Origin of the sequence: Nostoc foliaceum FACHB-393 (genome assembly GCF_014698505.1) — a bacterium.
Taxonomy (GTDB): Bacteria; Cyanobacteriota; Cyanobacteriia; order Cyanobacteriales; family Nostocaceae; genus Nostoc; species Nostoc foliaceum_A.
In genome coordinates this window covers 66,202-88,691 of sequence record NZ_JACJTD010000002.1, presented here as the reverse complement: position 1 = coordinate 88,691, position 22,490 = coordinate 66,202, and the positions used below count along the sequence as shown (strand labels likewise).

The window sequence follows — 22,490 nt, the reverse complement described above, 5'->3', positions numbered from 1 at the left end:
ATATTGAGAGGGTGCGATGCCTGCGGGGGGCTACGCCTACGCACCCTCTAAATATTATTATCTGGTTCATTGCGATTTATGAAAGTCATTATTGGCTAATAGATTTTGGTACTAGCCTATTCACCTGGCTTGAATATGATTGAGCGATGTTGGGTCTTAGCTGAAGAGCATGATTTGAAAGCAGTTAGACCGATTTGAAATTTTGCCAGAGGCTATAGAGCATATTCTTCACTACCGCTATGAACCCACGGCTGCAATGGATGCAATGCAACCGCACATATAGGGCATGCCCTTGGCAGGAGCTAAAAAGTAGCAAATACTACACAACTTAAGGGTGCGATGCCTGAGGTGGGCTACGCCTACGCACTCTTAAAGGGATTTCCAGAAATAAATTCTCCCATCTTTTGGGCTGGAGAAAAGTCAAAAGAGCAAAGAGAGGAAAATGTAAACTTATGTAAATGAAATTAACAAACATAACAATAATTTGTAATAAATAATGACGCGGCAGCATTGTATAAAGAGAACTTGGAAGTAAAAAACAACATCTTAATCAGGTTTTCCAGTCGTTCATAGAAGTTTGAAGTTTTTTAACAAAAGTTTTAATCTGAAAGCCTGGAGATCGTAAACTTATTCCGTGGATGTCTGTTTTAAACCTTTCGTAACTCGTCAGGCAGTGCTGACATCAAAAAAGCTGAACCATTCAGTTTTGAGTCCAATTATTCTTACAGCAAGCAAATTAGGAGATTTAAGGCAATGGTTTTAGATGCATTTGCAAAAGTAATCACCCAAGCTGATGCCCGCGGTGAATATCTCAGCGCTGCTCAGTTGGATGCCCTAGCTGCCCTAGTTAAAGATGGCAACAAGCGTGCAGATACCGTAAACCGGATTACCAGCAACTCCTCAGCAATTGTTGCCAATGCAGCTCGCGCTCTGTTCGCAGAACAGCCTCAGTTGATTGCTCCTGGTGGTAACGCTTACACCAACCGTCGGAATGCTGCTTGCTTGCGTGACATGGAAATCATCTTACGCTATGTAACCTATGCAATCTTTGCTGGTGATGCAAGTGTGTTAGATGATCGTTGTCTAAACGGTCTCCGCGAAACCTACTTGGCTCTAGGAACTCCTGGTGCTTCTGTAGCAGTTGGCGTGCAAAAGATGAAGGAAGCAGCTTTGGCTCTTGTTAACGACCCCAATGGTATCACTAGAGGCGATTGCAGCGCTATATCATCTGAAGTTGCTAGCTACTTTGATCGTGCAGCCGCAGCAGTAGGCTAAACCCGTTCGAGACTATTGACTGACAACTGTCAGTTAGACAAAACAAATTTCAACAAAATTGTAAATAGGGAGATACTAAACCCATGAAGACACCTCTTACCGAAGCAGTTGCAGCAGCAGATTCTCAAGGTCGCTTTCTCTCCAGCACAGAAATTCAAACCGCTTTTGGTCGTTTCCGTCAAGCTCCAGCTAGCTTAGAAGCAGCAAAAAGCTTGTCTGCTAATGCTCAACGTTTGACAGAAGGCGCTGCTCAAGCGGTGTACAACAAGTTCCCCTACACAACTCAACAACAAGGTCCTAACTTCGCTTCTACCAGCACTGGTAAAGCAAAGTGTGCGCGTGACATCGGCTACTACCTGCGGATCGTTACCTATTCCTTAGTTGTCGGTGGTACGGGCCCCTTGGATGACTTCTTGATTTCTGGCTTGGCTGAAATCAACCGCACTTTCGATCTATCTCCCAGCTGGTACGTTGAAGCTCTCAAGTACATCAAGGCTAACCACGGTCTAAGTGGTGACCCTGCTGTAGAAGCTAATTCCTACATCGACTACGCAATTAACGCTCTAAGCTAATAGAGTGTATTTAGCCCGGAAAGGAAAACAAGCTCTGTTGGCAGATAGCTAGGAGTTGGTTTACCTTTCTGGGCAGTTTTATTTTCAAAAGACTGTTAAAAGACTAGAAAAAATTTTTCTAAAAAGTTTTCAGTTTTGCAGTTAAAACTGAGGAGGTTTAAAAATGGCAGCTTTGGGACAAGCCACAAGGCTAGGAATTGGAGCCTTTGAAAACTCAGGACTGGCAGAACTACGTCCCGATAGAACAGAAGCGGATGTGCAAGTGATCATCCGAGCAGCTTACCGTCAAGTTTTGGGAAATTCATACCTGCTGGAAGGAGAGCGTCTTGTCAGTGCAGAATCACTGTTGCAGCAAGGTGTGATTTCAGTTCGGGGGTTTGTGCTAGCCATTGCTCAGTCGGAACTATATCGGGAGAAGTTTTTCCATTCAAACTCGCAAATTCGATTTATCGAGTTGAATTATAAGCATTTATTGGGTCGTGCCCCCGAAGATGAGTCAGAAATTTCGTACCACGTTGAGCTTTACAACTCACAAGGTTACGAAGCTGAGATTAACTCATACATAGACTCGCAAGAATATCAAGAAAGCTTTGGCGAAAATATTGTCCCATACTATCGTGGCTTTCAAAGCCAAGTAGGGCAGAAAAATGTTGGCTATAGCCGACTATTCCAACTGTATCGGGGTTATGCCAATAGCGATCGCGCTCAAGGGCAAAAACAAGGACGGCTAACTTGGGAAGTAGCTAAGAATCTGGCTTCACCTATCTACCCAGTCTCTACAGGAGCCTTAACAGGTCTCTCAACAGGTGGTCGAGGAGAAACATACCGGATTAGAGTACTACAAGCAGCTTCTCCAAACTCAGCTGTAGTGCGGCGCGGTACTGCGGAGTTACTCGTTCCCTACGAGCAACTTTCTAGTAAATTGCAGCAGCTTAATCGTAAGGGCAGTAAGGTTATTAGCATTACTGCCGTATAAATAGGGAATCGGGAATTAAGTGAGGAGTTAGGAGTTCGGTGAGGAGTGAGGAGTTAGAAGTTAGAAGTTATGAGTTTTGAATTCCTAACTATACCCCAACTCTCAGCTGTTAACACCTAACTCCTCACTTTTACCAATTACTAAATTACAAAAGGAAAATTACCAATGGCTATTACAACAGCAGCTTCCCGTCTGGGAACAGAAGCTTTTAGTGATAACTCTCCTGTAGAATTGCGTCCAAATGCAACTAAAGAAGATATAGAGAGAGTAATTACTGCCGTCTATCGTCAATTGTTGGGCAACGATTACTTAATGAAATCTGAGCGCCTCACAAGTGCTGAATCTATTCTGCGCGATGGAAAAATTACAGTCCAAGAGTTTGTACGTCAAGTAGCTAAATCAGAACTGTACAAAACCAAATTTTTCTACAACAGTTTTCAAACTCGCGTCATTGAACTGAACTATAAACATTTGTTGGGTCGTGCTCCCTATGATGAGTCTGAGGTAGTCTATCACTTAGACTTGTATCAAACCAAGGGATATGAAGCCGACATTGATTCCTATATTGATTCGCCAGAGTATCAAAGTAGCTTTGGTGAAAATATTGTGCCTTTCTATCGCGGCTTTGCAACTCAAACAGGTCAAAAAACTGTTGGATTTAGCCGGATATTCCAACTTTATCGCGGCTATGCTAGTAGCGATACCTCCCAACTCAAAGGCAATTCCTCTCGCCTTGCTGCCGAACTAGGTCGTAATAGTGCATCTGTTGTTGTTCCTCCATCTGGTGGCCCTTCAGGTTTTTCCTACGTTGCTCCTGGAAAAGGCGTTACCCCCAACAGTACCTTTGGTGGTGCAGGAACTTTTGGCAAAGAAGGCAGACTCTACCGCGTTGAAGTAGCAGGCGTTTTTGGAGCTGGCTATCCTAGCACCCGCCGTGTCAATCAAGCTGTAGTTATACCTTATGAAGAACTATCTAGTTACTTCCAGAGAGTGGTAAAACAAGGTGGTAAAATCGCCAGTGTGAAGCCGCTTTAGTGTCAATGGTCATTAGTCATTGGTCATTAGTCATTGGTAATTGGCAAAAGACAAAAGACTAATGACAACTTCGATTTATAAATTTGGAGTTGGTTTATGCTTGGACAAATTAGTGGTAGAAATAGTAATCGCTCCTTCCGCTATGAAGTAGTTGGTCTGCGCCAAAGCGAAGAAACGGAAAAAGTCGGCTATCCCATTCGTTCTAGTGGCAGCGTGTTTATCACGGTGCCTGAAAATCGGATGAATCAAGAAATGCAGCGAATTACTCGCTTGGGTGGCAGAATAGTCAGTATTCAGCCATTGAATGCTGAGGCTAAAACAGATAGCGAACAGAGCGATCATTCTTCTCATGAATCCCAGTCCGCAGAAAATTGAAGATTTATCACCAATAGGTGACAATGCCGACGGTGAATCTTTAACAGTAGAGCAAGCGATCGCTAATCTTGAAAGTGCAGATTTAGGTCTGCGGTTTTATGCTGCTTGGTGGTTGGGCCGATTTCGCATAGGTGAAGCAGCTGCGATTACAGCACTGATCAAAGCGTTAGAGGATGAAGCCGACAGAACACCAGAAGGCGGATATCCTCTGCGACGGAACGCAGCTAGGGCCTTAGGGAAACTAGGCGATCGCCAAGCAGTGTTACCTTTAATTGTGTGTTTAGACTGCTCAGATTTTTATGTGCGCGAAGCAGCGGTTCAATCCTTAGAAATGCTAGGCGATCCGGTTTGCATTCCTGCCCTGATCAATCTATTAAGACTAGGTTTACAGGGAGAGCAGCTTGTATCAGAGCAGCCTGATTTATCTCAACCCTACGATGCCCTCTTAGAAGCCTTGGGAACTTTGAGGGCAACTGAGTTCATCCCTTTAGTAAAGCCATTTTTAGAGCATCCAATCGAATTGGTGCAATATGCTGCTGCACGAGCGATGTATCAATTAACCCAAGAACCAGTTTATGGAGAACGGTTGGTACAAGCTTTAGCGGGTGAGAAATTGCAATTGCGTCGGGCAGTGTTGGCAGATTTGGGAGCGATTGGGTATCTACCCGCAGCAGATGCGATCGCACAGACTCTTGCGGAAAATAGCCTAAAGCTAATTTCTCTGAAAGGATTACTAGAACATCAAGTCAATCACATAACACCAAGCATTTTGTCAGAAGGTGCGATTAAAGTGATGCATTTGATGGACTCGCTGTTGTAGTCATAAATTCTAGATGATGAGTTGTCATTAATACCTTTAAACCAAATGTTCACCACACATAAACCCCCAACCCTACTGCAAAATCAGGGCTAGGGGGTTTATGTATGATGTCAAATACTGATAACTTAAGCTACAATTGGCTGACGACTAATTACACATGAAAAATTATTATGAATAACAGTGAACTTGCCCAAATATTGATCCGTGCTGTAGAAGAAGCAGATTCCTCGGATCGCTTATTAGACGCAGTTCAGGAGTTAGCAGCAGCTGGTATAGAGGAAGCTGTTCCTACTCTCATTGCAGCTTTGGGCTACAACAATCCAGGGGCGGCGGTGGCGGCGGTAGATGGACTGATTGCGATCGGGGAAGTTGCAGTACCGCCACTATTGCAACTCATTGATGACTACAACTACGGCGCTAGAGCCTGGGCTATTCGTGCCTTAGCGGGAATTGGCGATGTCCGGGCGCTGGATACATTGTTAGAGGCAGCAAAAACCGATTTTTCCCTGAGTGTGCGGCGGGCCGCTGCCAGGGGATTAGGCACTTTGCGCTGGCATCAAGTAGCGCCTGAAAAACTAGAATCTATTCAGACTCAGGTATTAGAGGCGCTATTACTCATTTCTCAAGATCCAGAGTGGGTAGTGCGCTATGCAGTAGTGACGAGTTTAGAAACACTAGCCATTGCCATAGTAGTCACCTTACCCGATCAAGCGTCGCGCATTACAAATCAACTTCAGCAAATTTTCGATACAGATGTTGATCTCGGAGTTCGTACCCGTGTCAAGTTTGCACAGGAAAAAATTCAGCAGCAGCAATATCAAGAAGTCTTTGCACCTAAAAGAAAGCTACACGAGACTGAAGTGCCTCATCGTGGCGGTGGCAGACGTTAACTAAGGGATTTCCAACAAATTTATAAGTGATACCAGAGGGAGAAGGCAGCGACTATTGGCATATTGCCGCCGTACACATCAATGGCCAAGCCTTCTGCCTAACCCTCACGCACTTAATAAACTCAAATTATAGGATTCTGGCGCTTAACAGGTTTAGGCTTAGGAATCGGTTTAGTGTTTGTAGTCAGTATCAAGTTTTCAACGGCTTGGGTAATTGCCTGTACTTGTATTGGTGCTAAACAATCAGGAGAACTATTTATCATCTGTAGCAGTGCAGGGATACCTTGTAAAACTGGAACTGAGCAATCATTTGCTCCTATCCATTTAGCAATTGGGAAAACTACTGGAGCCGCAACAAACCCATTAGGAAGGTTAGGCATTAATGAAGTAATCCACTGACTAAACATTTTTTGATGATAAATACTTTGAGAAGTGGGACTATTGTCAACTGCTACCCAATTGTTACCTTCACGCCGTTTCCATTTATCTTTATAAGCGCTAAATGAACCTTTCCAGGTTTTGACCTCTACTAAAAAAACACCACTTTCACCGATAATTAAATGGTCTATTTCCGTTAGAGAGCCTGAGCTAGTGGGGATTAAAGCATTATTAAATATCACCCATGTATCGGGGAAAGATTGCAAAAGTAGTGATACTCCCCATTCCCCCATATTGCCTTTGAATTTATTTCTTGCTTGGTTAAATTCAAACATGAATGAACCCAACCCACCTAAAAAGCCATCACCTAATCTTTCATGAATTTCTTGGTGTTTGGTAGATTTTTTGGTGTCGATTTTTTGTTGGAATACTGCCCTAAGTGAGGGTGATTGTTGAAGAGTTCTCATCAAAATTGTAGTAATGTTTGTCAGTAACCGCCATTTTTAGAGTTCCCAGAATTGGAGGGAAATCGCTCTCCCCTAATTCATATAGAAAAAATTTCATGCTACTAACAGTGATAAAGCTAACGAGACAACAAAGAGTGAATTTCTCCCTGGATATTGCCACGAGCAGATGGTTCGGCGAACTCTAACATTAAAGGCGTAAAGTAGATACGCGATCGCTTTAAAAATCGTTCTAAAACCTGCTGACGACCTGTGATATACTCTGCCTCTGACACCCAGCTATATTCCTGGCGAATGGCATGAGTGTATTCTCCATACTGCACTTGGTTAGTAGCCAAAATCGCTAAATCTGCATCAAGTAAAACTTGGCTATCACAATCATCTACCGCAGCTTGGTGATCTTTAGTGTTCAGAATAAGACGGGTGACAGTAGCTATGGTACTTTCTGGAATACCCAAATTACTCAGCAATTCCAAAGCATAGTCTGCACTTCGTTCTTCATTATCTTGAGCTTCAGTGTTATATACTACATCGTGGAACCAGGCAGCTAGTTGAACAGCAGCTAGGTTGTTGGTGTAGCCTTGTAAAATCTGAATTGTGCTGAGGACGTGATCAATGTGTTTCAGTGTATGGTAGTAGCGATTAGGGGTAGAGTAAGCTGCAACCAAAGGATTAAAGGCTTTATCAGCCGCTATCTGGTCAACGCCAAAGAGTTGGAGTGTGTGTTTCCAGTTAGAAAATAAAATATGCGTGAGGTTTTCTGTAGGCATAAATGTAGTATTCACACTCTTAGTATGACTGAGCTAATCTCTTGTGTTGCAACATCTGTCAATCAAGTTAGAAATAGATCAACAAAAGGATAACATTTGTTATTCAATTGGGCATTGTGATTAGGGGAGAGGAGACAGGTGAGAGGTTATAGGGAATAATCTGTACCCTGTAACCTATTCCCTTCTTTACTCCCCACTAAATATGGTGACAGCTAAATGAAAGCGTCAAAATAGAAGACACAGGCTTTGTACAAAAAGCCTTGCCTTAATTAAGGAGTTTACTATCAGTGGTATTACAAGTACAAACAAGCGCCTACGAAGCTAAAACCCAAGAAATTGCTAAACAACTTCTCGCAGCAACGCAGGAAAATCGTTCGTTTTTTTCTTCCCTGCGGGATCAAATGCGCTGGGATGATAAATTACTAGCTTGGGCGATGAGTAATCCTGGGTTGCGGGTGCAACTATTTCGCTTTATAGATACGCTACCTGCTTTGCACAGTAAATCAGAAATTGCCTCACATTTACAAGAATATTTAGGAGATGAATCTGTAGAATTACCGGCAGCTTTGAAGGGAATGCTAAACTTTGCTAACCCCGACTCGATGCCAGGACAAGTTGCTGCTACAACTGTTGGTACAGCGGTTGAAACTCTTGCCCATAAATATATTTCTGGGGAAAATATTAAACAAGTCATCAAAACAGTTGAACGACTGCGAAAAGAAAAAATGGCTTTCACCATCGACTTACTTGGTGAAGCAGTAATTACCGAAGCCGAAGCGCAATCTTATCTAGAACGCTATCTAGAATTAATGCAACAGTTGGTGGAAGCATCGAAGAATTGGACAGCTATACCGGCTATTGATGAGGCTGATGGCGAACCAATACCAAAAGTTCAGGTTTCTGTTAAATTAACGGCGTTTTATTCTCAATTTGACCCATTAGATGCTAAAGGTAGTGAGGAGCGAGTTAGCGATCGCATTCGGATTCTCTTACGTCGTGCTAAAGAGTTGGGCGCAGCTGTGCATTTTGATATGGAACAGTATGCCTATAAAGACATAACTCTCAGCATCTTGAAAAAACTCTTACTAGAAGAAGAGTTTCGGCAACGCACAGATATTGGCATGACAATCCAAGCATATCTGCGTGATAGTGAACAAGATACCAATGACCTAATTTCTTGGTTGAAAGAACGTGGTTATCCCCTGACAATCCGTTTGGTAAAAGGCGCGTATTGGGATCAAGAAACCATCAAAGCAGCGCAGAAGCATTGGCCGCAGCCAGTTTACAACGATAAAGCGGCAACTGATGTTAACTTTGAAACCATCACTCAGTTGTTGTTAGAAAATCATCAATATGTGTATTCTGCCATTGGTAGCCATAATGTGCGATCGCACTCTCGCGCCATTGCCATAGCTGAAAGTTTAAATGTCCCTCGCCGTCGCTTTGAATTGCAAGTCCTCTACGGTATGGGTGATAAAGTTGCAAAGGCGTTGGTTGACAGGGGTTATCGAGTCAGAGTTTACTGTCCCTACGGTGAATTATTACCTGGAATGGCGTATTTAATTCGGCGGTTGTTGGAAAATACAGCTAATAGTTCTTTCTTACGGCAAAATCTCGAAAATCGACCGATTGAGGAATTATTAGCGCCGCCGATTGTCAAAGAAGAAAAAAACTCTTTAACTCCTAACGTACAGACGCGATTAATCGCGTCTCTCCAAACTGCTCACTCTCATTTCCTCGGTGCGGCTGATACCGATTACGCTGAGGAAGAGGTGAGAAGGAAGATGGCGCAAGCTTTCCAAAGCGTTCGTCAACAGTTGGGGAAAACTTATTTACCCCTAATTAATGGCGAATATGTTAATACGCCGGAATTTGTTGATTCTCTCAATCCTTCTAATTTCAGTGAAGTAATCGGTAAAGTTGGGTTGATTAGTGTTGAACAAGCTGAACAGGCGATGCAAGCTGCTAAAGCGGCGTTTCCTGGATGGAGGAAAACACCAGCTAAACAACGCGCTGATATTTTGCGGAAAGCGGGTGATTTGATGGAACTCCGCCGCGCCGAACTTTCAGCTTGGATAGTTTTGGAAGTTGGGAAACCAGTTAAGGAAGCCGATGGAGAGGTTTCGGAAGCGATAGACTTTTGTCGTTACTACGCTGATGAGATTGAACGGCTAGAAGAAGGTGTGAATTACGACATTCCTGGTGAAACTAATCGTTATATTTACCAGCCACGAGGGATTGCTGTAGTTATTTCACCCTGGAATTTTCCGCTAGCGATCGCTTGTGGAATGACTGTCGCAGCTTTAGTTTCAGGCAATTGTACTCTCCTCAAACCTGCGGAAACATCTTCTGTAATTACGGCAAAACTTACAGAAATCTTAATCGAGGCTGGCTTTCCAAAAGGTGTATTTCAATACGTACCTGGGAAGGGTTCGCAAGTCGGCGCTTATTTGGTAAATCATCCAGATACTCATGTAATTGCTTTTACTGGTTCTCAGGAAGTTGGCTGTAGAATTTACGCGGAAGCGGCAACTTTAAAACCCGGACAAAAGCACATGAAACGGGTGATTGCTGAAATGGGTGGTAAGAATGCCATTATTGTCGATGAAAGTGCTGATTTAGACCAAGCTGTTGTGGGGGTAGTGCAGTCGGCATTTGGTTACAGCGGCCAAAAATGTTCTGCTGCTTCCAGGGTGATTGTGCTGCAACCGATTTATGATGCTTTTGTGCAGCGGTTGGTGGAAGCGACAAAATCCTTGAACATTGGGGAAGCAGAGTTACCGAGTACACAAGTTGGGCCGGTGATTGATGCTAATGCCCGCGATCGCATCCGCGAGTATATTGAGAAGGGTAAGGCAGAAGCACAACTAGCCTTAGAACTACCAGCACCCGAACAAGGATATTTTATCGGGCCTGTCATCTTTAGCGAAGTCTCGCCAAATGCAGTAATTTCCCAGCAAGAAATTTTTGGCCCTGTGCTGGCGGTAATTCGGGTGAAAGATTTCCAGGAAGCACTAACAGTTGCCAATGGTACAAACTACGCTTTGACTGGAGGACTTTATTCTAGAACACCTTCGCACATTCAGCAGGCGCAGGTAGAATTTGAAGTCGGTAATTTGTATATCAACCGTAATATTACCGGAGCGATCGTTGGACGGCAACCCTTTGGCGGATTCAAACTTTCTGGAGTAGGTTCTAAAGCAGGTGGCCCTGATTACCTCCTACAATTCCTGGAACCACGCGCGGTGACAGAAAATATTCAGCGCCAAGGTTTTGCACCAATTGAAGGGGCAGATTAAACTACAAGAATAAGTAGGGCATATGCCCTACTTATTTGATGATTGAACCGCAGAAAGAGTTTGATGAGTAATTTAGTTATAAAAGTTGCTGAATTACCTGAAGAATTTCCCGCAATTCAAGCAATTAGGCGAGCAGTTTTTCAGGAAGAACAAAAGGTAGCTCCGGCTTTAGAATTTGACGGTAAAGATCAAATATCTGAGCATTTGATTGCTTATTTAGATAAGGAAGCTATTGGTACTGCCAGAATTAGATATTTGGATGATAAAACTGCCAAGATAGAAAGGCTTGCTGTGTTATCTACAGCTAGAGGGCAGGGTATTGGTACAAAAATTATGGAACATGCATTACAGGTAATAGCTAACAAAAATATTCCAGAAGTTGTGATTCACGCCCAAGAATATGTAAAAAATTTGTACAAAAAATTGGATTTTGTAGAAGAAGGAGAAATATTTGAAGAAGCTAGTATTCACCATGTGACAATGAGAAAAAAACTCACAGTCCGAATAAATAAAATATTTTTTTAATCAGTCATAATTAAAGAGGTTTTCAATGAATTTAACTACATTACTCCTCAATCCAAAAACCTCGCTTTTCCTATTATAATTAGCTCAAGTATCGCATCAATAATGATTCTAGCTGGACTGTCCGAATTGGCTTAACTAGATAGTCATTAGCACTACCTTGCATCATAGTCATTTCCTCTTCTAAAGGTTCGCTAAAGGTCATCATTACAATCGGCGTATTTTCCCACGCGGGATCTTGTCTAATGATATTTAACAAATTTAAGATACTAACATCACTGATTAACTGGAAATCAAAAAAAACTAAATCTGGTTGGAAATTTTGCACTTGGTTCAAAAATTCTTTTTCATTATCTATCCACTTAACTTTGTAGCCAATTGTGTGGAGATAATCTTGCAACACAGTGGCAGTTTTTTCTTCTTTCTCCACAAGCAAAATAGTTTTATTTTTGGGGATGGCTGGGGAGGAGGACAAGGAGGATAAAGTAAAATTTTCTCCCTTGTCTTCCTCAACTCCTTCATCCTCTTCTGTTGGGGAAAACACTGGATTTGGTAAAAACAGAGTGAACTGACTCCCTTCTCCCAAAGTCGATGTAACCGTCACATCTCCACCATGCAAACGCGCTAATTTGCGCGTTAAAGCCAAACCCAAACCTGTGCCTTCATACTGCCGATTTAACTGACTGTCAAGCTGTTTAAACGGTTCAAATAAAAATTGAAACTGACTTGAGTCTATACCAATTCCAGTATCTGAAACTGTAAACGTAGTTCCTTGCGGTACTTTTTTCACTACCAGCGATACCTGACCGGCCGGGGTGAATTTAATAGCATTAGTGAGCAGGTTGAGTAGCATTTGCTTAATGCGCCGCTCATCAGCAATACAAATATCCTCTTCTAGATCAATTTTACAGGTGAGTTCCAATCCTTTTTCTAAGGCGCGATCGCGCACTGTCCACATGGCATAATTACATAAATCTGATACTGGTAAAGGTGAGAGTAACAGTTCCTCTTTGCCTGCTTCTACCTTAGATAAGTCAAGGATATCGTTAATCAGTGCCAGCAGATGTTCACCACTACTATATATACAACTTACATATTCGTTCTGTTTTTCATTCAGAGAACCGACTATTTCTTGTTGCAACAACTCTGACAAGCCCATAATCGCATTGAGAGGCGTTCGCAACTCATGGCTCATGGTTGCTAAAAATTCACTTTTTGCCCGACTAGCAGCTTCTGCTGCTTCTTGAGAAGCACGCAGTTTCAATTCTGTTTCCTTGCGTTCAGTAATATCCTCAATCATTGCTAGAAAAAACTCAGGTTCACCATTGGTGTCTGGTATAACAGAAACAGAAATATGAGTCCAAACTAAGCTACCATTTTGATGCAGGCAGCGTCTTTCCATCTCAATGCGATGTTTATCGCCAAGCTGCTTTTGAAGTTCAGAGGGTTGGAAGCCAAAGCTTAAAGTTTTCCCTGAGTTTGTGCGAATTCCTGACACCAGTTGTTTGTAAAGTTTTGAATCCCCCTTTTGTGTGGAAATATAATCTGTAAAGCGCTTGCCGGATAGATATTCTCGGCTATATCCTAAAATCTCACACAGTGCCGGATTGGTATCGACTATCTGCGCTTTCATATCTATAAGTCCAATGCCAATAGAAGAACGCTCAAAAATCGCTCGGAATTGCGCCTCACTGTGTCGCAGTGCTTCCTGTACAACGTTTCGCTCGCTCGCTTCTATAGCCAGGGTCACGAAATCTGCAATCGAGCCAGCAAAAGTTTCTTCTTCCAAAGTCCATTGGCGACCTTCGCCTATATGTTCGTGACAGACTACACCTACTAAACGACCCTCTAACCAAATCGGTGCATCTAGCAGGGATGTGATGCCCAAAACAGAAAGATAAGACTCGGATAATTCTTGGGTTCTTGTATCGTTTCTGGCATCATCTGCGGCAATGGTACGTTCCTCTTCTAAAGCCTGGAAATAAGCTGGATAATTTTTTTGTGAAAGCGAGTTACCAAAGCTATGCTCCTTGGTGTTTACATCATATAAATCGATGCATTCAATTTTTGAACGCCCTTCATTATATAGCCACACCCCTACTCGCTTCACTAAAAGTGTCCGAGCAGCAGTTTCTGTAATTTCTCTTAATACTGCATTAAGATTACCTAGCTGAAATGTTTTACTCCTTGCCAGCTGTACGAGCGTCTGGCTTTGCTTTCGCCGACTATTTTCTCTGATTTGTAAAGCCTCTTGGGCCTGCTTGTGCTCTGTAATATTTCTAGCTGACACCACCTGCATTAGTTGCCCTCAAGAAGAAATAATTTTGTCTTGCAGTTCTACAAAAAAATTAGAACCGTCTTTGTATAACTACAGTTACTTAATAGGGTTTTTCATAACCGGAAAGTATATTTTTTCTCACCAAATCTTATGATTCTGGATAACGAGTTCTAAACTAGATTTTGCTCATTACTTCTGTTACATCATGCCAGTGATTTTTGCCAGGGTATAATTAGCATTTTGAATAATTTCACCATTAAGTAATTCCACCAAGAACTACAAGTAGTATAGTATTTTGAATTTGGGTCTGGCGAGTAGGGAGTGATGTAGTTCAATTACCTAAAAGTCGCTGTAAGTTAATTTGTTGCTTAGTACTGATAACAATTCTTTGTGAAACTGCACAAAATCATGGATGGTTAGACTTGAGGCTTAAGTCTCAAGTTTTAGAGCAACCTCACAGCTAATCAGGATGACTACCAAAACACCCTTGATTCTCCTAGAGAAAGATACCTAATGACTAAAATTTTGCGAGAATTAAGGTAATGCCAGCTTTTGTGGAGGTGGAGCAATGACGGATAGTAATGTAAGAATTGTTTCTCTGATTCCCGGTGGAACAGAGATTTTAGCGACACTAGGGTTGGTTAATGCCATTGTAGGGCGATCGCACGAATGCGATTACCCTCCAGAAATCCAAGATCGCCCCATTTGTACCGAAGCACGCTTAAACTCCAATGCCTCCAGCAGCCAAATTCATGATGAAGTGAACAATTTATTGCAATCTGCTCTCAGTATTTATCAAATCAAAACAGATGTTTTAGAGCAATTGCAGCCTACTCACATTCTCACTCAAGACCAGTGTGATGTTTGTGCTGTCAGCTTACACGATGTTGAAAAGGCAGTTGCCACACTCATTAACAGTAAACCCCAGATTATTTCTTTACAACCCAATATTCTCCAGGATATTTGGGCTGACATTGAGCGAGTCGGCAACACCTTTGGCGTAGACTCGGTAAAAGTCATAGAAAATTTAGAAGCTCGCGTCAAAATTTGTCAGCAAAGAATCCAGGGGCTTTCTTTAAATGAACAGCCTACTGTCGCCTGTATTGAGTGGACTGATCCTATGATGGTAGCCGCCAATTGGATTCCTGAATTAGTCAATTTAGCAGGAGGACAGTCCTTATTTTGCGCTACAGGTCAGCCTTCTCCCATCTTGCCGTGGGAAACACTATTAACAACCGATCCAGATGTAATTGTTTTTATGCCCTGTGGCTTTGATTTAAATCGCACTCGCCAAGAAGCCAATTTGTTAACTCAACGTTCAGAGTGGGAAAAACTGCACGCTACCCAAGCTGGTAGGGTTTACATCACTGATGGCAATTCTTTCTTCAATCGCCCAGGGCCTCGACTGGTAGATTCTTTAGAAATTTTGGCAGAAATTTTGCATCCAGAAATTTTTCAGTATGGCTACAAAGGAACAGGTTGGGAACCCTTGTAAAGAAGAATTCCGAACTCAGGAGCCAGAGTTCAGTATGAATTCGAGTCTAATGTTTATGATATTGGTTTAAAACCTTGGCAGGTTCCAATCCCACACGAAGAGTAATTCTGATTCCTGGATTCTGAATTGTGAATTCTTCTTTAAGGTGTTTGTTCAGAATCCGTCGATGGTTCATTGTTAAATAACAGCAGGCGTGCAGCGAGGATGGCAAATCCTATAGCAGCGATCGCTTTTAACAAGCGTGTAGGTAATAATTCGGCTACTGCCCCCCCTGCTAATGATCCCAATAGGCTTGTCAACAGCAATGCGCCTGCTGCACCAAAAAATACTGCACGCGGAGAATTACAACGCCCTGAGAGTGCGATCGCTGCTAGCTGACTTTTGTCACCTAATTCTGATAAAAAAACTGTAATAAAGCTCAGTCCTAAGAGATGCCAATCCATATGTTTAAGGGGAGCGGGAAATGGGGAGTTTTTCTAATGACTAATGACCAATAAATACATCCCAAAACAGCATTAGGGAAATCATTAACAACATCACACCTGCTGATTTTTCTACAGTTTTTGGGCTGAGTCGGGTGGCTATCCAACTACCTAAAAGCACGCCTAATAAGCTGGTGGTTATTAGCGCAGCCGCAGATCCGATAAATACCACCCACGGCGAATGAGATTCTGCACTCATTAATAGGGTGGATAGCTGAGTTTTATCTCCAATTTCTGCTAGAAAAACGGTTACAAAAGTTGTACCAAAAACTACTAACGCTGATTGCTGCTTTTGAGGACTATCGGCAACTACAGGCTGAACTGGCAAGGCGATCGCACGAGTTAAGTTCAAATCATTGCTATCTTTCAGTTCTAGCTCGATCTCAGTTTGAGATATGCCAGAAATCTCCAAAGGTGCAGAGTCAAGTTTCACAGGCAGTAGTTTTGTTAGTAAGTTGCTTTCATATTTCTATCATATTCTCAGATTGTTGTAATAAATTGCAACTACATAAATAGAGATATAAATAGAGATAAAAAAATTATGGAGTGTCTTTGCGTTCTTGCATACTCCTCACAGCCCAACAGCTTTATTGAAGCGTAGTATTTCCAGACTGCGATCGCCATATACTCCCTCTATTTGCTGGCGACAGCAGTCAATAGCAAAATCGTTAATTTCTTCTGGTTCAACCCCATACATATCTTGAAACACTTCTGATTCCACACGGCAGAAGCGAGGACGATCTGAGTAGATACGGCATTCTCGCGTGGTATGGTCGAAGTTAACGCACCATCCCGCTTCGCCTACCATGCTGAGATAGAGTTCTAGTTCTGGTGGAGAGAGATACTCATCTAAATCTGGACGCTCTGCTGGATCAAGATTACAGCAGGCTCCACATTGCTTTACACATTGCCAAGTTGCCATTTTGAATTAGGGATTAGGGACAATGGAGCAAGGGCAGAATAATTAATAATCAATGCCCAATGCCCTTATTTTACGTTTTTATGTCTTTTCTTATAATTTTGTTAAGTAAATTAAATCTAACAGACCATAGCCAGATATGATCGATTTCGGGTTTCCTAATTAAGTTATTGAATTTTTTAAGACAATTGGGAGGAGAAAAGAAAAAATGGACGCTTTGTTTAACGCTTTTACCAGTATCAATTGGGAAGTTATTTTCCAATTGCTGTCCGTGGCGCTAATTGTGATTGCTGGACCAGTGGTAATCTTTTTGCTGGCATTTCGCAACGGCAACCTATAAGAGTGCTGAGTGCTGACTAAGGAGTTAACAGTTAAGAGTTAGGAGTGAGAAGTTAATTAAGAATTCATAACTCATAACTCATAACTCAGCACTCAGTACTGATAATGCCTGAAGGGCAGCTTGGATAATAGTGTCATACTGTGGTTGAGAGATATCAACTTCTTTGGCGTTTTGGCGATTAGTGCCTAGTAAACCGGTTATGTGTCCTGGCTGCATGGCTAAAACTTTGCCTTCAGAATTTTTAATTCTTAATTCTGCTTCAATACCGTTTTTATAGAAACCACAAGTATACTGTCGCTGGTTGTATTCAAACGTGGTGCTTGAGGGGGTAGGTGGTGCAGCAAAAAATTGTTGAAGCTGAATTGGCAGTCTGACTCCTATTAACTCTAACTCGATAGTAGTGTTACCGTTAAAGTAATTTTCTCGTAGTTTATAAGCGACATCCACTCGCGGCGGTAAGCGGAAATAGTCGCCCCAACGCCAAGCGATCGCTTTAATTTTGTATTCTTGATTATCAATAGTTTGAGCAATTGTCAGTTTAATGTGACCCTTCCCAACGATTTTTTGCTCAACCACTTGAACATTAGGTGTCCAGAAAACTGGATCGGGGTTGTCCATACCGCAGGGATGTAGAGCATTAAGCTGTTGATAAAGCTGCTGATTGATGTGATTGAGGTTAACTTCGGCATCAATTTTGAGCAGAGGCTTGAGATGCTGCGGTTCAAGACACTGGTTAGCAAACTCAATCAAACGCGATCGCACCATCTTTAAATTCTCTGCTGGTAGAGAGAATCCCCCGGCTGCTTTGTGTCCGCCATATTTGCCGAGTAAATCGTGAGAATATTCCAAAGCTTCAAACACATTAAACTCTGGAATTGATCGTGCAGAACCGCGTATATGTCCCTCATCCTCAAAAGTACCGATGAACACGGGAACGCCGTAACGTTCAACCAAGCGGGAGGCGACAATCCCAATAACACCATGATGCCAATTGGGTTGAACAACAACTAATACACGGTCTTGCTGTAGAGATGCAACAAATTCTGCTTCTACATAAGCGATCGCTTCTTGTTCAATTTGCTGACACATCTCCTGGCGACTGGCATTTATTTGTTCGCACTGCATTGCTCTTTCCAGCGCCACCCCCATATCATCTGTAGTCAGCAGTTCAATCACAGTCTGGGGATTACCAATTCGACCAATAGCATTAATTCGTGGCCCTAGGCGAAAACCGATATCTTCAGGCTTTAGCGATTTTGGATTTTGGATTTTGGATTTTGGATTGGGGATTTTCTCCTCTGCCCCCCTGCTCCCCTGCTCCCCTGCTCCCTCATCTCCCCTCGCCTGGACGCCGCCTACCTGAATCAACGCCTGCACTCCAGCTAAGTTGGATTTGGGTAAATGCTGTAAACCGCGTTTCACCCAACGGCGATTCACGCCTGTTAAGGGGGCTAAATCTGCGATCGTTCCCAGTGTAAATAGTGCTAGCATCGGCTGAATCAAGCCCTTAGTTTCGCCTAGCTGTTGTGCTAGAGAGACTGCCAAAATATAGGCGACACCAACACCAGCAACACCCCGATAAGGTGAGGATTCAGCTATCAGTTTAGGGTTGAGGATAGCGTTAGCTGGCGGTAATTTTTGGGGGATATCGTGATGATCGGTGATAATAACTGCAAGACCAAGTTCTCTAGCTCTAGCAACTGGTTCAAACGCAGAGATGCCATTATCTACAGTCAGAATTAGCCCTACACCTTCGCTGTGGAATTCTTCAACTATGCGTTTATTAATACCGTAACCTTCGTGCATCCGGCTGGGAATAGCATAATCTACCTGTGCGCCTAAAGTGCGGAGACTACGCAAAAGTAGAGCAGTGCTGGTCATTCCATCAGCATCGTAGTCACCACAAATAGCGATTTTTGTTTGAGAAGCGATCGCATTTTGCAACAACTCCAAACTAATCGCCAAATCCGGGAAATCTTCTAACGGCGAAGGCAAAACTAAAGACTCTGGATTTAAAAATGCTTGTACCTGTTCTGGTGTTTCCATACCCCGATTAATCAACAACTGGCTGATAATCGGTGAAATATTTGTCAAAACAGCCAGATTTTGGGAAATTTCTGGCTTTTGTGGATAAATTTGCCAGCGCTGATCGGGTAAGCGCCTGCGAGGCTTTGATAATTCAGATACAGGTCGGTCTAGCACAATATAAAGTTAGGAGTTAGGAGTAGAGACGCGATTAATCGCGTCTGTACAAGAGTTATGAGTGTTGAATTGAGAGTTGTTTCTTAACCCATAACTAATAACACTATTTGCTATCTAAAACACGTTGATTTTACCATCATCCATAATATATAACGAGCGATCGCCTGGAGAGCGCCAAGTCGGACGGAGTTCAAGCCGCAATGTGCCAAAGTTAGGTTTCGAGACAATTGCTTGTAGTGATAAACCCGTTTCGCTCCAAAATATCAGAGATGTATTTGGTTCTGTACCCTCTATTTGTTCTAAATTTAATTTCTGCCCTGGACTCAAGGATATTGCACCAGTCCCAGAGGGTTTTTGGATTTTGATCAGGTTGGGTGTGCTATTTACGACTTCAACCCGGATGCTTTGCCCAGGCGTAAACTGAATTGGGCGAGAACCACACTTAGAAGCACAAGTTCCAGCTAAAGTATTGCTGGGATTATTGATTGATGCAACTAAAATGGTAGCTGCAACTAAAGCAAATGACAGAGGCTTAAACATAATACACAGTATAAGTACTAAGTTAAAATGTTACTTCAATTTAGTATTATCAAGCCTCAGCATATTTTCCAGAATTAGAACTGTAATCTGTTTTTAACCAAAGCGTCCACTGATATAATCCTCAGCTTCTTTGGTTTGAGGAGAACTGAACATTTGGGCTGTAGGATTAAACTCAACTAATTTTCCGCGACGTTTGCCATGCTCGTCAATTTCTGTATTGAAGAAAGCCGTGAAATCTGCGACTCTAGAAGCTTGCTGCATATTGTGTGTCACCATGATGATGGTGTATTGCTGCTTGAGTTCTAAACAGAGTTCTTCTACTTGGCGGCTAGAAATTGGGTCGAGAGCAGAACATGGTTCATCCATTAATAATACATCTGGCTTCATGGCGATCGCACGAGCAATACAAAGTCGTTGCTGTTGTCCGCCAGATAATGCAGTTCCCTTTTCTTTGAGTTTGTCTTTGACTTCATCCCAGATAGCAGCGCGTCTGAGGGAATTTTCTACCAATTCATCAACGTTACCTTTATAACCGTTAGCACGCGGACCAAAGGCAATATTTTCGTATATTGACTTGGGGAAAGGGTTCGGTCTTTGAAAAACCATTCCGACTTGCCGTCGTAATTTTACAGAATTTATCTTAGGATCGTAAATATTGCGATCGCGGTAATTTAACTTACCCTCTACCTTCGCTCCAGGGATTAAATCATTCATCCGATTAAAGCAACGCAGTAAGGTACTTTTACCACATCCTGAAGGGCCAATAAAAGCAATGATTTGTTTTTCAGGAATTTTTAGGTAAACATCTAAAAGTGCCAGAAACCCCCCATAAAAAACCTTTACACCTTCAACATTGAACACACCATTATCTTGGTCGATTGTGGCGCTATCTGATTTACTTCTACTATTGCTATAAGTCATTTTGCGTATTTCCTAATATCTGTGAATGTAATCAATTAGATATTTCATTACCTAATGTATTGAGAAGCGTTGCCGGATATAAATTGCTACACCATTTAAAACTAAAATCAAGAGCAACAACGCAATAATGGTCGCTGCGGCTGCATCTGCAAAACCCGGTTCAGGACGAGTAATGTAACTATAAATTTGAATGGGTAATGCCATAAATCTCTGGAACAAACCAGGGTTAAAGGTGAGAAAACCCACAGCACCTACAACAATTAGAGAGGCTGCATCACCAATAGCGCGGGATACAGAGATAATCACCCCAGTCAAAATACCGGGAATAGCATAGGGTATGACATGACTACTAATAGTTTTCCATTTGGTGACACCTAAGCCGTAGGAAGCATTTCTTAAGGAATCCGGGACAGCACGAATTGCTTCTCTAGCTGTCACAATAATTACTGGCAAAGACAACAAAGATAAAGTCAATGCACCAGAAATCAAAGCGGGGCCGAACCCAAGCAAATAATTGAAAACTCCTAAACCCAGCAATCCATAGACAATAGAAGGCACACCCGCCAGATTGCTGATATTAATCTCAATAATCGCTGTCCACCAAGCTTTAGGTGCATACTCTTCTAGATATAAAGCTGCTCCGACACCAATGGGGACAGTGACTCCAATCACAATAATTCCTAAAAGGATACTGCTGACAATAGCAGGACGAATGCCACCTTGGTCAGGAAAACGAGAAGGGGTTTCTGTTAGAAAACCGGGGGTTAAAAATCTAGCTAATCCATCTCGAAAAATATCAAAAAGTAGCAAAGCCAGAATAAATATACCAATCAGCAATCCTAACAAAAAAACTATTTCAAATATTTTTCCTAACGTCTCTCTACTCTCAACATTATCAGTAAACTCTGCCCCAGAATCTAGAGAATCATCTTGTTGATAACTTGTAGCCATACTTCTTAATCGTATTTTTCTTTAAAGCGATTTGCAATCCAGTAACTAACAATATTCAAAGCTAGGGTTATTAGAAATAAAAGAGCGCCCACAGCATATAAAGTCTTGAAACTGAGGCTACCACGCGGACTATCTCCACCAGAAATTTGTGCCATGTAAGCTGTCATTGTTTCTACTGATTCCGCAAAGTTAATAGTCAGCTTTGGCTGTTGACCTGCGGCGATAAGGACAGTCATCGTTTCACCCACAGCGCGAGAAATACCCAAAATAATCGAGGCTATAATTCCAGAAAGCGCTGCTGGGAGAACTATTTTAAAAATGCTTTCCAGCTTAGTGATACCTAAAGCGTAAGCTCCTTCACGCAAAGAATGTGGGACTGCTCGAATAGCATCTAAGCTGATGGAACCAACAGTAGGAGTAATCATTATCCCCATCATTAACCCTGCACTCAAGGCATTAAATATTTCTAGAGGGATAATATTCCGCAGCAAAGGTGTGAGGAACAACAGCGCAAAGTAACCATATACTACAGTTGGTATCCCTGCTAAAAGTTCCACTGCTGGACGTAAAATTGCTGCTACTTTGGGTTGAGCATACTCACTTAAATAAATGGCAGAAAATAAACCCAAGGGGATAGCAACTGCCATAGCTATAACTGTAGTTAAGAAAGTACCAGCTATCAAGGGCCAAACACCAAAATGTCTATCTGCAAATAGAGGTGTCCACTTAGTATCAAGAAAGAATTGAGCAAAGGTAACTTCTTGGAAAAAACCAAATGCCTCCTGAAAAATAATTAAGACAATACCAAAGGTAGTTAAAACCGAAACTAAAGCACAAGCAAATAAAATCGCCGCAATAATCTTTTCTAAGATATCTTCAGATGCATTTTTCTCTAGTGACTGTCTGAACAGTTGATAAGAATCTTCTTCAGAATTGCTATTTTGCATAAACAGTTCAATTTTGAATACAATGACACTACAAAGACT

At 42.2% G+C, this 22,490-nt stretch carries 22 protein-coding genes; 11 read left to right on the top strand and 11 right to left on the bottom strand.

Annotation, left to right across the window (positions count from 1 at the left end):
- Positions 1-753: 753 nt before the first annotated feature.
- From H6G92_RS02175 to H6G92_RS02145, 7 genes are all read left to right on the top strand, one after another.
- Positions 754-1,275 carry a phycocyanin subunit beta gene (locus H6G92_RS02175; protein ID WP_190890270.1) on the top strand — a complete coding sequence of 174 codons (522 nt, stop codon included), beginning with the start codon at positions 754-756 and terminating at the stop codon, positions 1,273-1,275.
- Between the two features lie 83 nt (positions 1,276-1,358).
- Positions 1,359-1,847 (top strand): phycocyanin subunit alpha, encoded by a 489-nt coding sequence (gene cpcA / locus H6G92_RS02170; RefSeq protein ID WP_190890269.1) that lies wholly within the window; start codon positions 1,359-1,361, stop codon positions 1,845-1,847.
- Between the two features lie 163 nt (positions 1,848-2,010).
- Complete coding sequence (locus H6G92_RS02165) at positions 2,011-2,823, top strand: phycobilisome linker polypeptide (protein WP_190890268.1); 813 nt, start codon at positions 2,011-2,013, stop codon at positions 2,821-2,823.
- Positions 2,824-2,988: 165 nt separating this feature from the next.
- On the top strand, positions 2,989-3,858 hold the full coding sequence (locus tag H6G92_RS02160) for a phycobilisome linker polypeptide (RefSeq protein WP_190890267.1): 870 nt from the start codon (positions 2,989-2,991) through the stop codon (positions 3,856-3,858).
- Positions 3,859-3,954: 96 nt separating this feature from the next.
- Positions 3,955-4,233: a phycobilisome linker polypeptide gene (locus H6G92_RS02155; RefSeq protein WP_190890266.1), complete on the top strand. Its 279-nt coding sequence runs from the start codon at positions 3,955-3,957 to the stop codon at positions 4,231-4,233.
- Positions 4,208-5,053 (top strand): HEAT repeat domain-containing protein, encoded by an 846-nt coding sequence (locus tag H6G92_RS02150; RefSeq protein WP_190890265.1) that lies wholly within the window; start codon positions 4,208-4,210, stop codon positions 5,051-5,053. The genes H6G92_RS02155 and H6G92_RS02150 overlap by 26 nt, the downstream gene beginning before the upstream one ends.
- A gap of 170 nt (positions 5,054-5,223) precedes the next feature.
- Positions 5,224-5,943: a HEAT repeat domain-containing protein gene (locus H6G92_RS02145; RefSeq protein ID WP_190890264.1), complete on the top strand. Its 720-nt coding sequence runs from the start codon at positions 5,224-5,226 to the stop codon at positions 5,941-5,943.
- 122 nt (positions 5,944-6,065) lie between these two features.
- On the opposite strand, the gene H6G92_RS02140 is transcribed toward H6G92_RS02145, so the two are convergent.
- Both H6G92_RS02140 and H6G92_RS02135 read right to left on the bottom strand, forming a co-directional pair.
- The gene (locus tag H6G92_RS02140; RefSeq protein ID WP_190890263.1) at positions 6,066-6,788 is read right to left on the bottom strand and encodes a nuclease-related domain-containing protein; all 723 of its coding nucleotides are present in this window, start codon (positions 6,786-6,788) and stop codon (positions 6,066-6,068) included.
- Positions 6,789-6,904: 116 nt separating this feature from the next.
- The gene (locus H6G92_RS02135) at positions 6,905-7,555 is read right to left on the bottom strand and encodes an HD domain-containing protein (protein ID WP_190890262.1); all 651 of its coding nucleotides are present in this window, start codon (positions 7,553-7,555) and stop codon (positions 6,905-6,907) included.
- A 287-nt stretch (positions 7,556-7,842) separates the two neighbouring features.
- Between H6G92_RS02135 and pruA the strand changes: the two genes are divergently transcribed.
- On the top strand, positions 7,843-10,854 hold the full coding sequence (gene pruA / locus H6G92_RS02130; protein WP_190890260.1) for an L-glutamate gamma-semialdehyde dehydrogenase: 3,012 nt from the start codon (positions 7,843-7,845) through the stop codon (positions 10,852-10,854).
- A 63-nt stretch (positions 10,855-10,917) separates the two neighbouring features.
- A complete protein-coding gene (locus H6G92_RS02125) occupies positions 10,918-11,379 on the top strand; it encodes a GNAT family N-acetyltransferase (protein ID WP_190890258.1) in 462 nt (153 codons plus the stop codon).
- Positions 11,380-11,458: 79 nt separating this feature from the next.
- On the opposite strand, the gene H6G92_RS02120 is transcribed toward H6G92_RS02125, so the two are convergent.
- Positions 11,459-13,675, bottom strand: a complete 2,217-nt coding sequence (locus tag H6G92_RS02120; protein ID WP_190890255.1) for an ATP-binding protein — start codon at positions 13,673-13,675, stop codon at positions 11,459-11,461.
- A 547-nt stretch (positions 13,676-14,222) separates the two neighbouring features.
- Between H6G92_RS02120 and H6G92_RS02115 the strand changes: the two genes are divergently transcribed.
- Entirely contained in the window at positions 14,223-15,149 is a 927-nt protein-coding gene (locus H6G92_RS02115) for a cobalamin-binding protein (RefSeq protein WP_190890253.1), read from the top strand.
- Between the two features lie 140 nt (positions 15,150-15,289).
- Here the strand turns inward: H6G92_RS02115 and H6G92_RS02110 are convergent, their stop codons facing one another.
- From H6G92_RS02110 to H6G92_RS02100, 3 genes are all read right to left on the bottom strand, one after another.
- Positions 15,290-15,592 (bottom strand): TMEM165/GDT1 family protein, encoded by a 303-nt coding sequence (locus H6G92_RS02110; protein ID WP_190890251.1) that lies wholly within the window; start codon positions 15,590-15,592, stop codon positions 15,290-15,292.
- A gap of 40 nt (positions 15,593-15,632) precedes the next feature.
- Complete coding sequence (locus H6G92_RS02105; RefSeq protein WP_190890249.1) at positions 15,633-16,064, bottom strand: TMEM165/GDT1 family protein; 432 nt, start codon at positions 16,062-16,064, stop codon at positions 15,633-15,635.
- Between the two features lie 138 nt (positions 16,065-16,202).
- Complete coding sequence (locus tag H6G92_RS02100) at positions 16,203-16,553, bottom strand: YkgJ family cysteine cluster protein (RefSeq protein ID WP_190890247.1); 351 nt, start codon at positions 16,551-16,553, stop codon at positions 16,203-16,205.
- Positions 16,554-16,758: 205 nt separating this feature from the next.
- Here H6G92_RS02100 and psb30 point away from each other — a divergent pair, with 205 nt between their 5' ends.
- Positions 16,759-16,890 (top strand): photosystem II reaction center protein Ycf12/Psb30, encoded by a 132-nt coding sequence (gene psb30 / locus H6G92_RS02095; RefSeq protein WP_196510408.1) that lies wholly within the window; start codon positions 16,759-16,761, stop codon positions 16,888-16,890.
- Between the two features lie 78 nt (positions 16,891-16,968).
- Here the strand turns inward: psb30 and H6G92_RS02090 are convergent, their stop codons facing one another.
- From H6G92_RS02090 to pstC, 5 genes are all read right to left on the bottom strand, one after another.
- Positions 16,969-19,092 carry a single-stranded-DNA-specific exonuclease RecJ gene (locus H6G92_RS02090; protein ID WP_190890245.1) on the bottom strand — a complete coding sequence of 708 codons (2,124 nt, stop codon included), beginning with the start codon at positions 19,090-19,092 and terminating at the stop codon, positions 16,969-16,971.
- Positions 19,093-19,206: 114 nt separating this feature from the next.
- Complete coding sequence (locus H6G92_RS02085; protein WP_190890243.1) at positions 19,207-19,632, bottom strand: hypothetical protein; 426 nt, start codon at positions 19,630-19,632, stop codon at positions 19,207-19,209.
- Positions 19,633-19,725: 93 nt separating this feature from the next.
- A complete protein-coding gene (gene pstB, locus H6G92_RS02080; protein WP_190890241.1) occupies positions 19,726-20,553 on the bottom strand; it encodes a phosphate ABC transporter ATP-binding protein PstB in 828 nt (275 codons plus the stop codon).
- 51 nt (positions 20,554-20,604) lie between these two features.
- Positions 20,605-21,504 (bottom strand): phosphate ABC transporter permease PstA, encoded by a 900-nt coding sequence (gene pstA, locus H6G92_RS02075; protein WP_190890239.1) that lies wholly within the window; start codon positions 21,502-21,504, stop codon positions 20,605-20,607.
- Between the two features lie 5 nt (positions 21,505-21,509).
- A complete protein-coding gene (gene pstC / locus H6G92_RS02070) occupies positions 21,510-22,451 on the bottom strand; it encodes a phosphate ABC transporter permease subunit PstC (protein WP_190890237.1) in 942 nt (313 codons plus the stop codon).
- Positions 22,452-22,490 lie beyond the last annotated feature (39 nt).

Bases quoted from the DNA above. Each gene is read 5' to 3' on its own strand.
- H6G92_RS02175 (WP_190890270.1), top strand. From the start codon at position 754: ATGGTTTTAGATGCATTTGCAAAAGTAATCACCCAAGCTGATGCCCGC.
- cpcA (WP_190890269.1), top strand. From the start codon at position 1,359: ATGAAGACACCTCTTACCGAAGCAGTTGCAGCAGCAGATTCTCAAGGT.
- H6G92_RS02165 (WP_190890268.1), top strand. From the start codon at position 2,011: ATGGCAGCTTTGGGACAAGCCACAAGGCTAGGAATTGGAGCCTTTGAA.
- H6G92_RS02160 (WP_190890267.1), top strand. From the start codon at position 2,989: ATGGCTATTACAACAGCAGCTTCCCGTCTGGGAACAGAAGCTTTTAGT.
- H6G92_RS02155 (WP_190890266.1), top strand. From the start codon at position 3,955: ATGCTTGGACAAATTAGTGGTAGAAATAGTAATCGCTCCTTCCGCTAT.
- H6G92_RS02150 (WP_190890265.1), top strand. From the start codon at position 4,208: ATGAATCCCAGTCCGCAGAAAATTGAAGATTTATCACCAATAGGTGAC.
- H6G92_RS02145 (WP_190890264.1), top strand. From the start codon at position 5,224: ATGAATAACAGTGAACTTGCCCAAATATTGATCCGTGCTGTAGAAGAA.
- H6G92_RS02140 (WP_190890263.1), bottom strand. From the start codon at position 6,788: ATGAGAACTCTTCAACAATCACCCTCACTTAGGGCAGTATTCCAACAA.
- H6G92_RS02135 (WP_190890262.1), bottom strand. From the start codon at position 7,555: ATGCCTACAGAAAACCTCACGCATATTTTATTTTCTAACTGGAAACAC.
- H6G92_RS02125 (WP_190890258.1), top strand. From the start codon at position 10,918: ATGAGTAATTTAGTTATAAAAGTTGCTGAATTACCTGAAGAATTTCCC.
- H6G92_RS02120 (WP_190890255.1), bottom strand. From the start codon at position 13,675: ATGCAGGTGGTGTCAGCTAGAAATATTACAGAGCACAAGCAGGCCCAA.
- H6G92_RS02115 (WP_190890253.1), top strand. From the start codon at position 14,223: ATGACGGATAGTAATGTAAGAATTGTTTCTCTGATTCCCGGTGGAACA.
- H6G92_RS02110 (WP_190890251.1), bottom strand. From the start codon at position 15,592: ATGGATTGGCATCTCTTAGGACTGAGCTTTATTACAGTTTTTTTATCA.
- H6G92_RS02100 (WP_190890247.1), bottom strand. From the start codon at position 16,553: ATGGCAACTTGGCAATGTGTAAAGCAATGTGGAGCCTGCTGTAATCTT.
- psb30 (WP_196510408.1), top strand. From the start codon at position 16,759: ATGGACGCTTTGTTTAACGCTTTTACCAGTATCAATTGGGAAGTTATT.
- H6G92_RS02085 (WP_190890243.1), bottom strand. From the start codon at position 19,632: ATGTTTAAGCCTCTGTCATTTGCTTTAGTTGCAGCTACCATTTTAGTT.
- pstB (WP_190890241.1), bottom strand. From the start codon at position 20,553: ATGACTTATAGCAATAGTAGAAGTAAATCAGATAGCGCCACAATCGAC.
- pstA (WP_190890239.1), bottom strand. From the start codon at position 21,504: ATGGCTACAAGTTATCAACAAGATGATTCTCTAGATTCTGGGGCAGAG.
- pstC (WP_190890237.1), bottom strand. From the start codon at position 22,451: ATGCAAAATAGCAATTCTGAAGAAGATTCTTATCAACTGTTCAGACAG.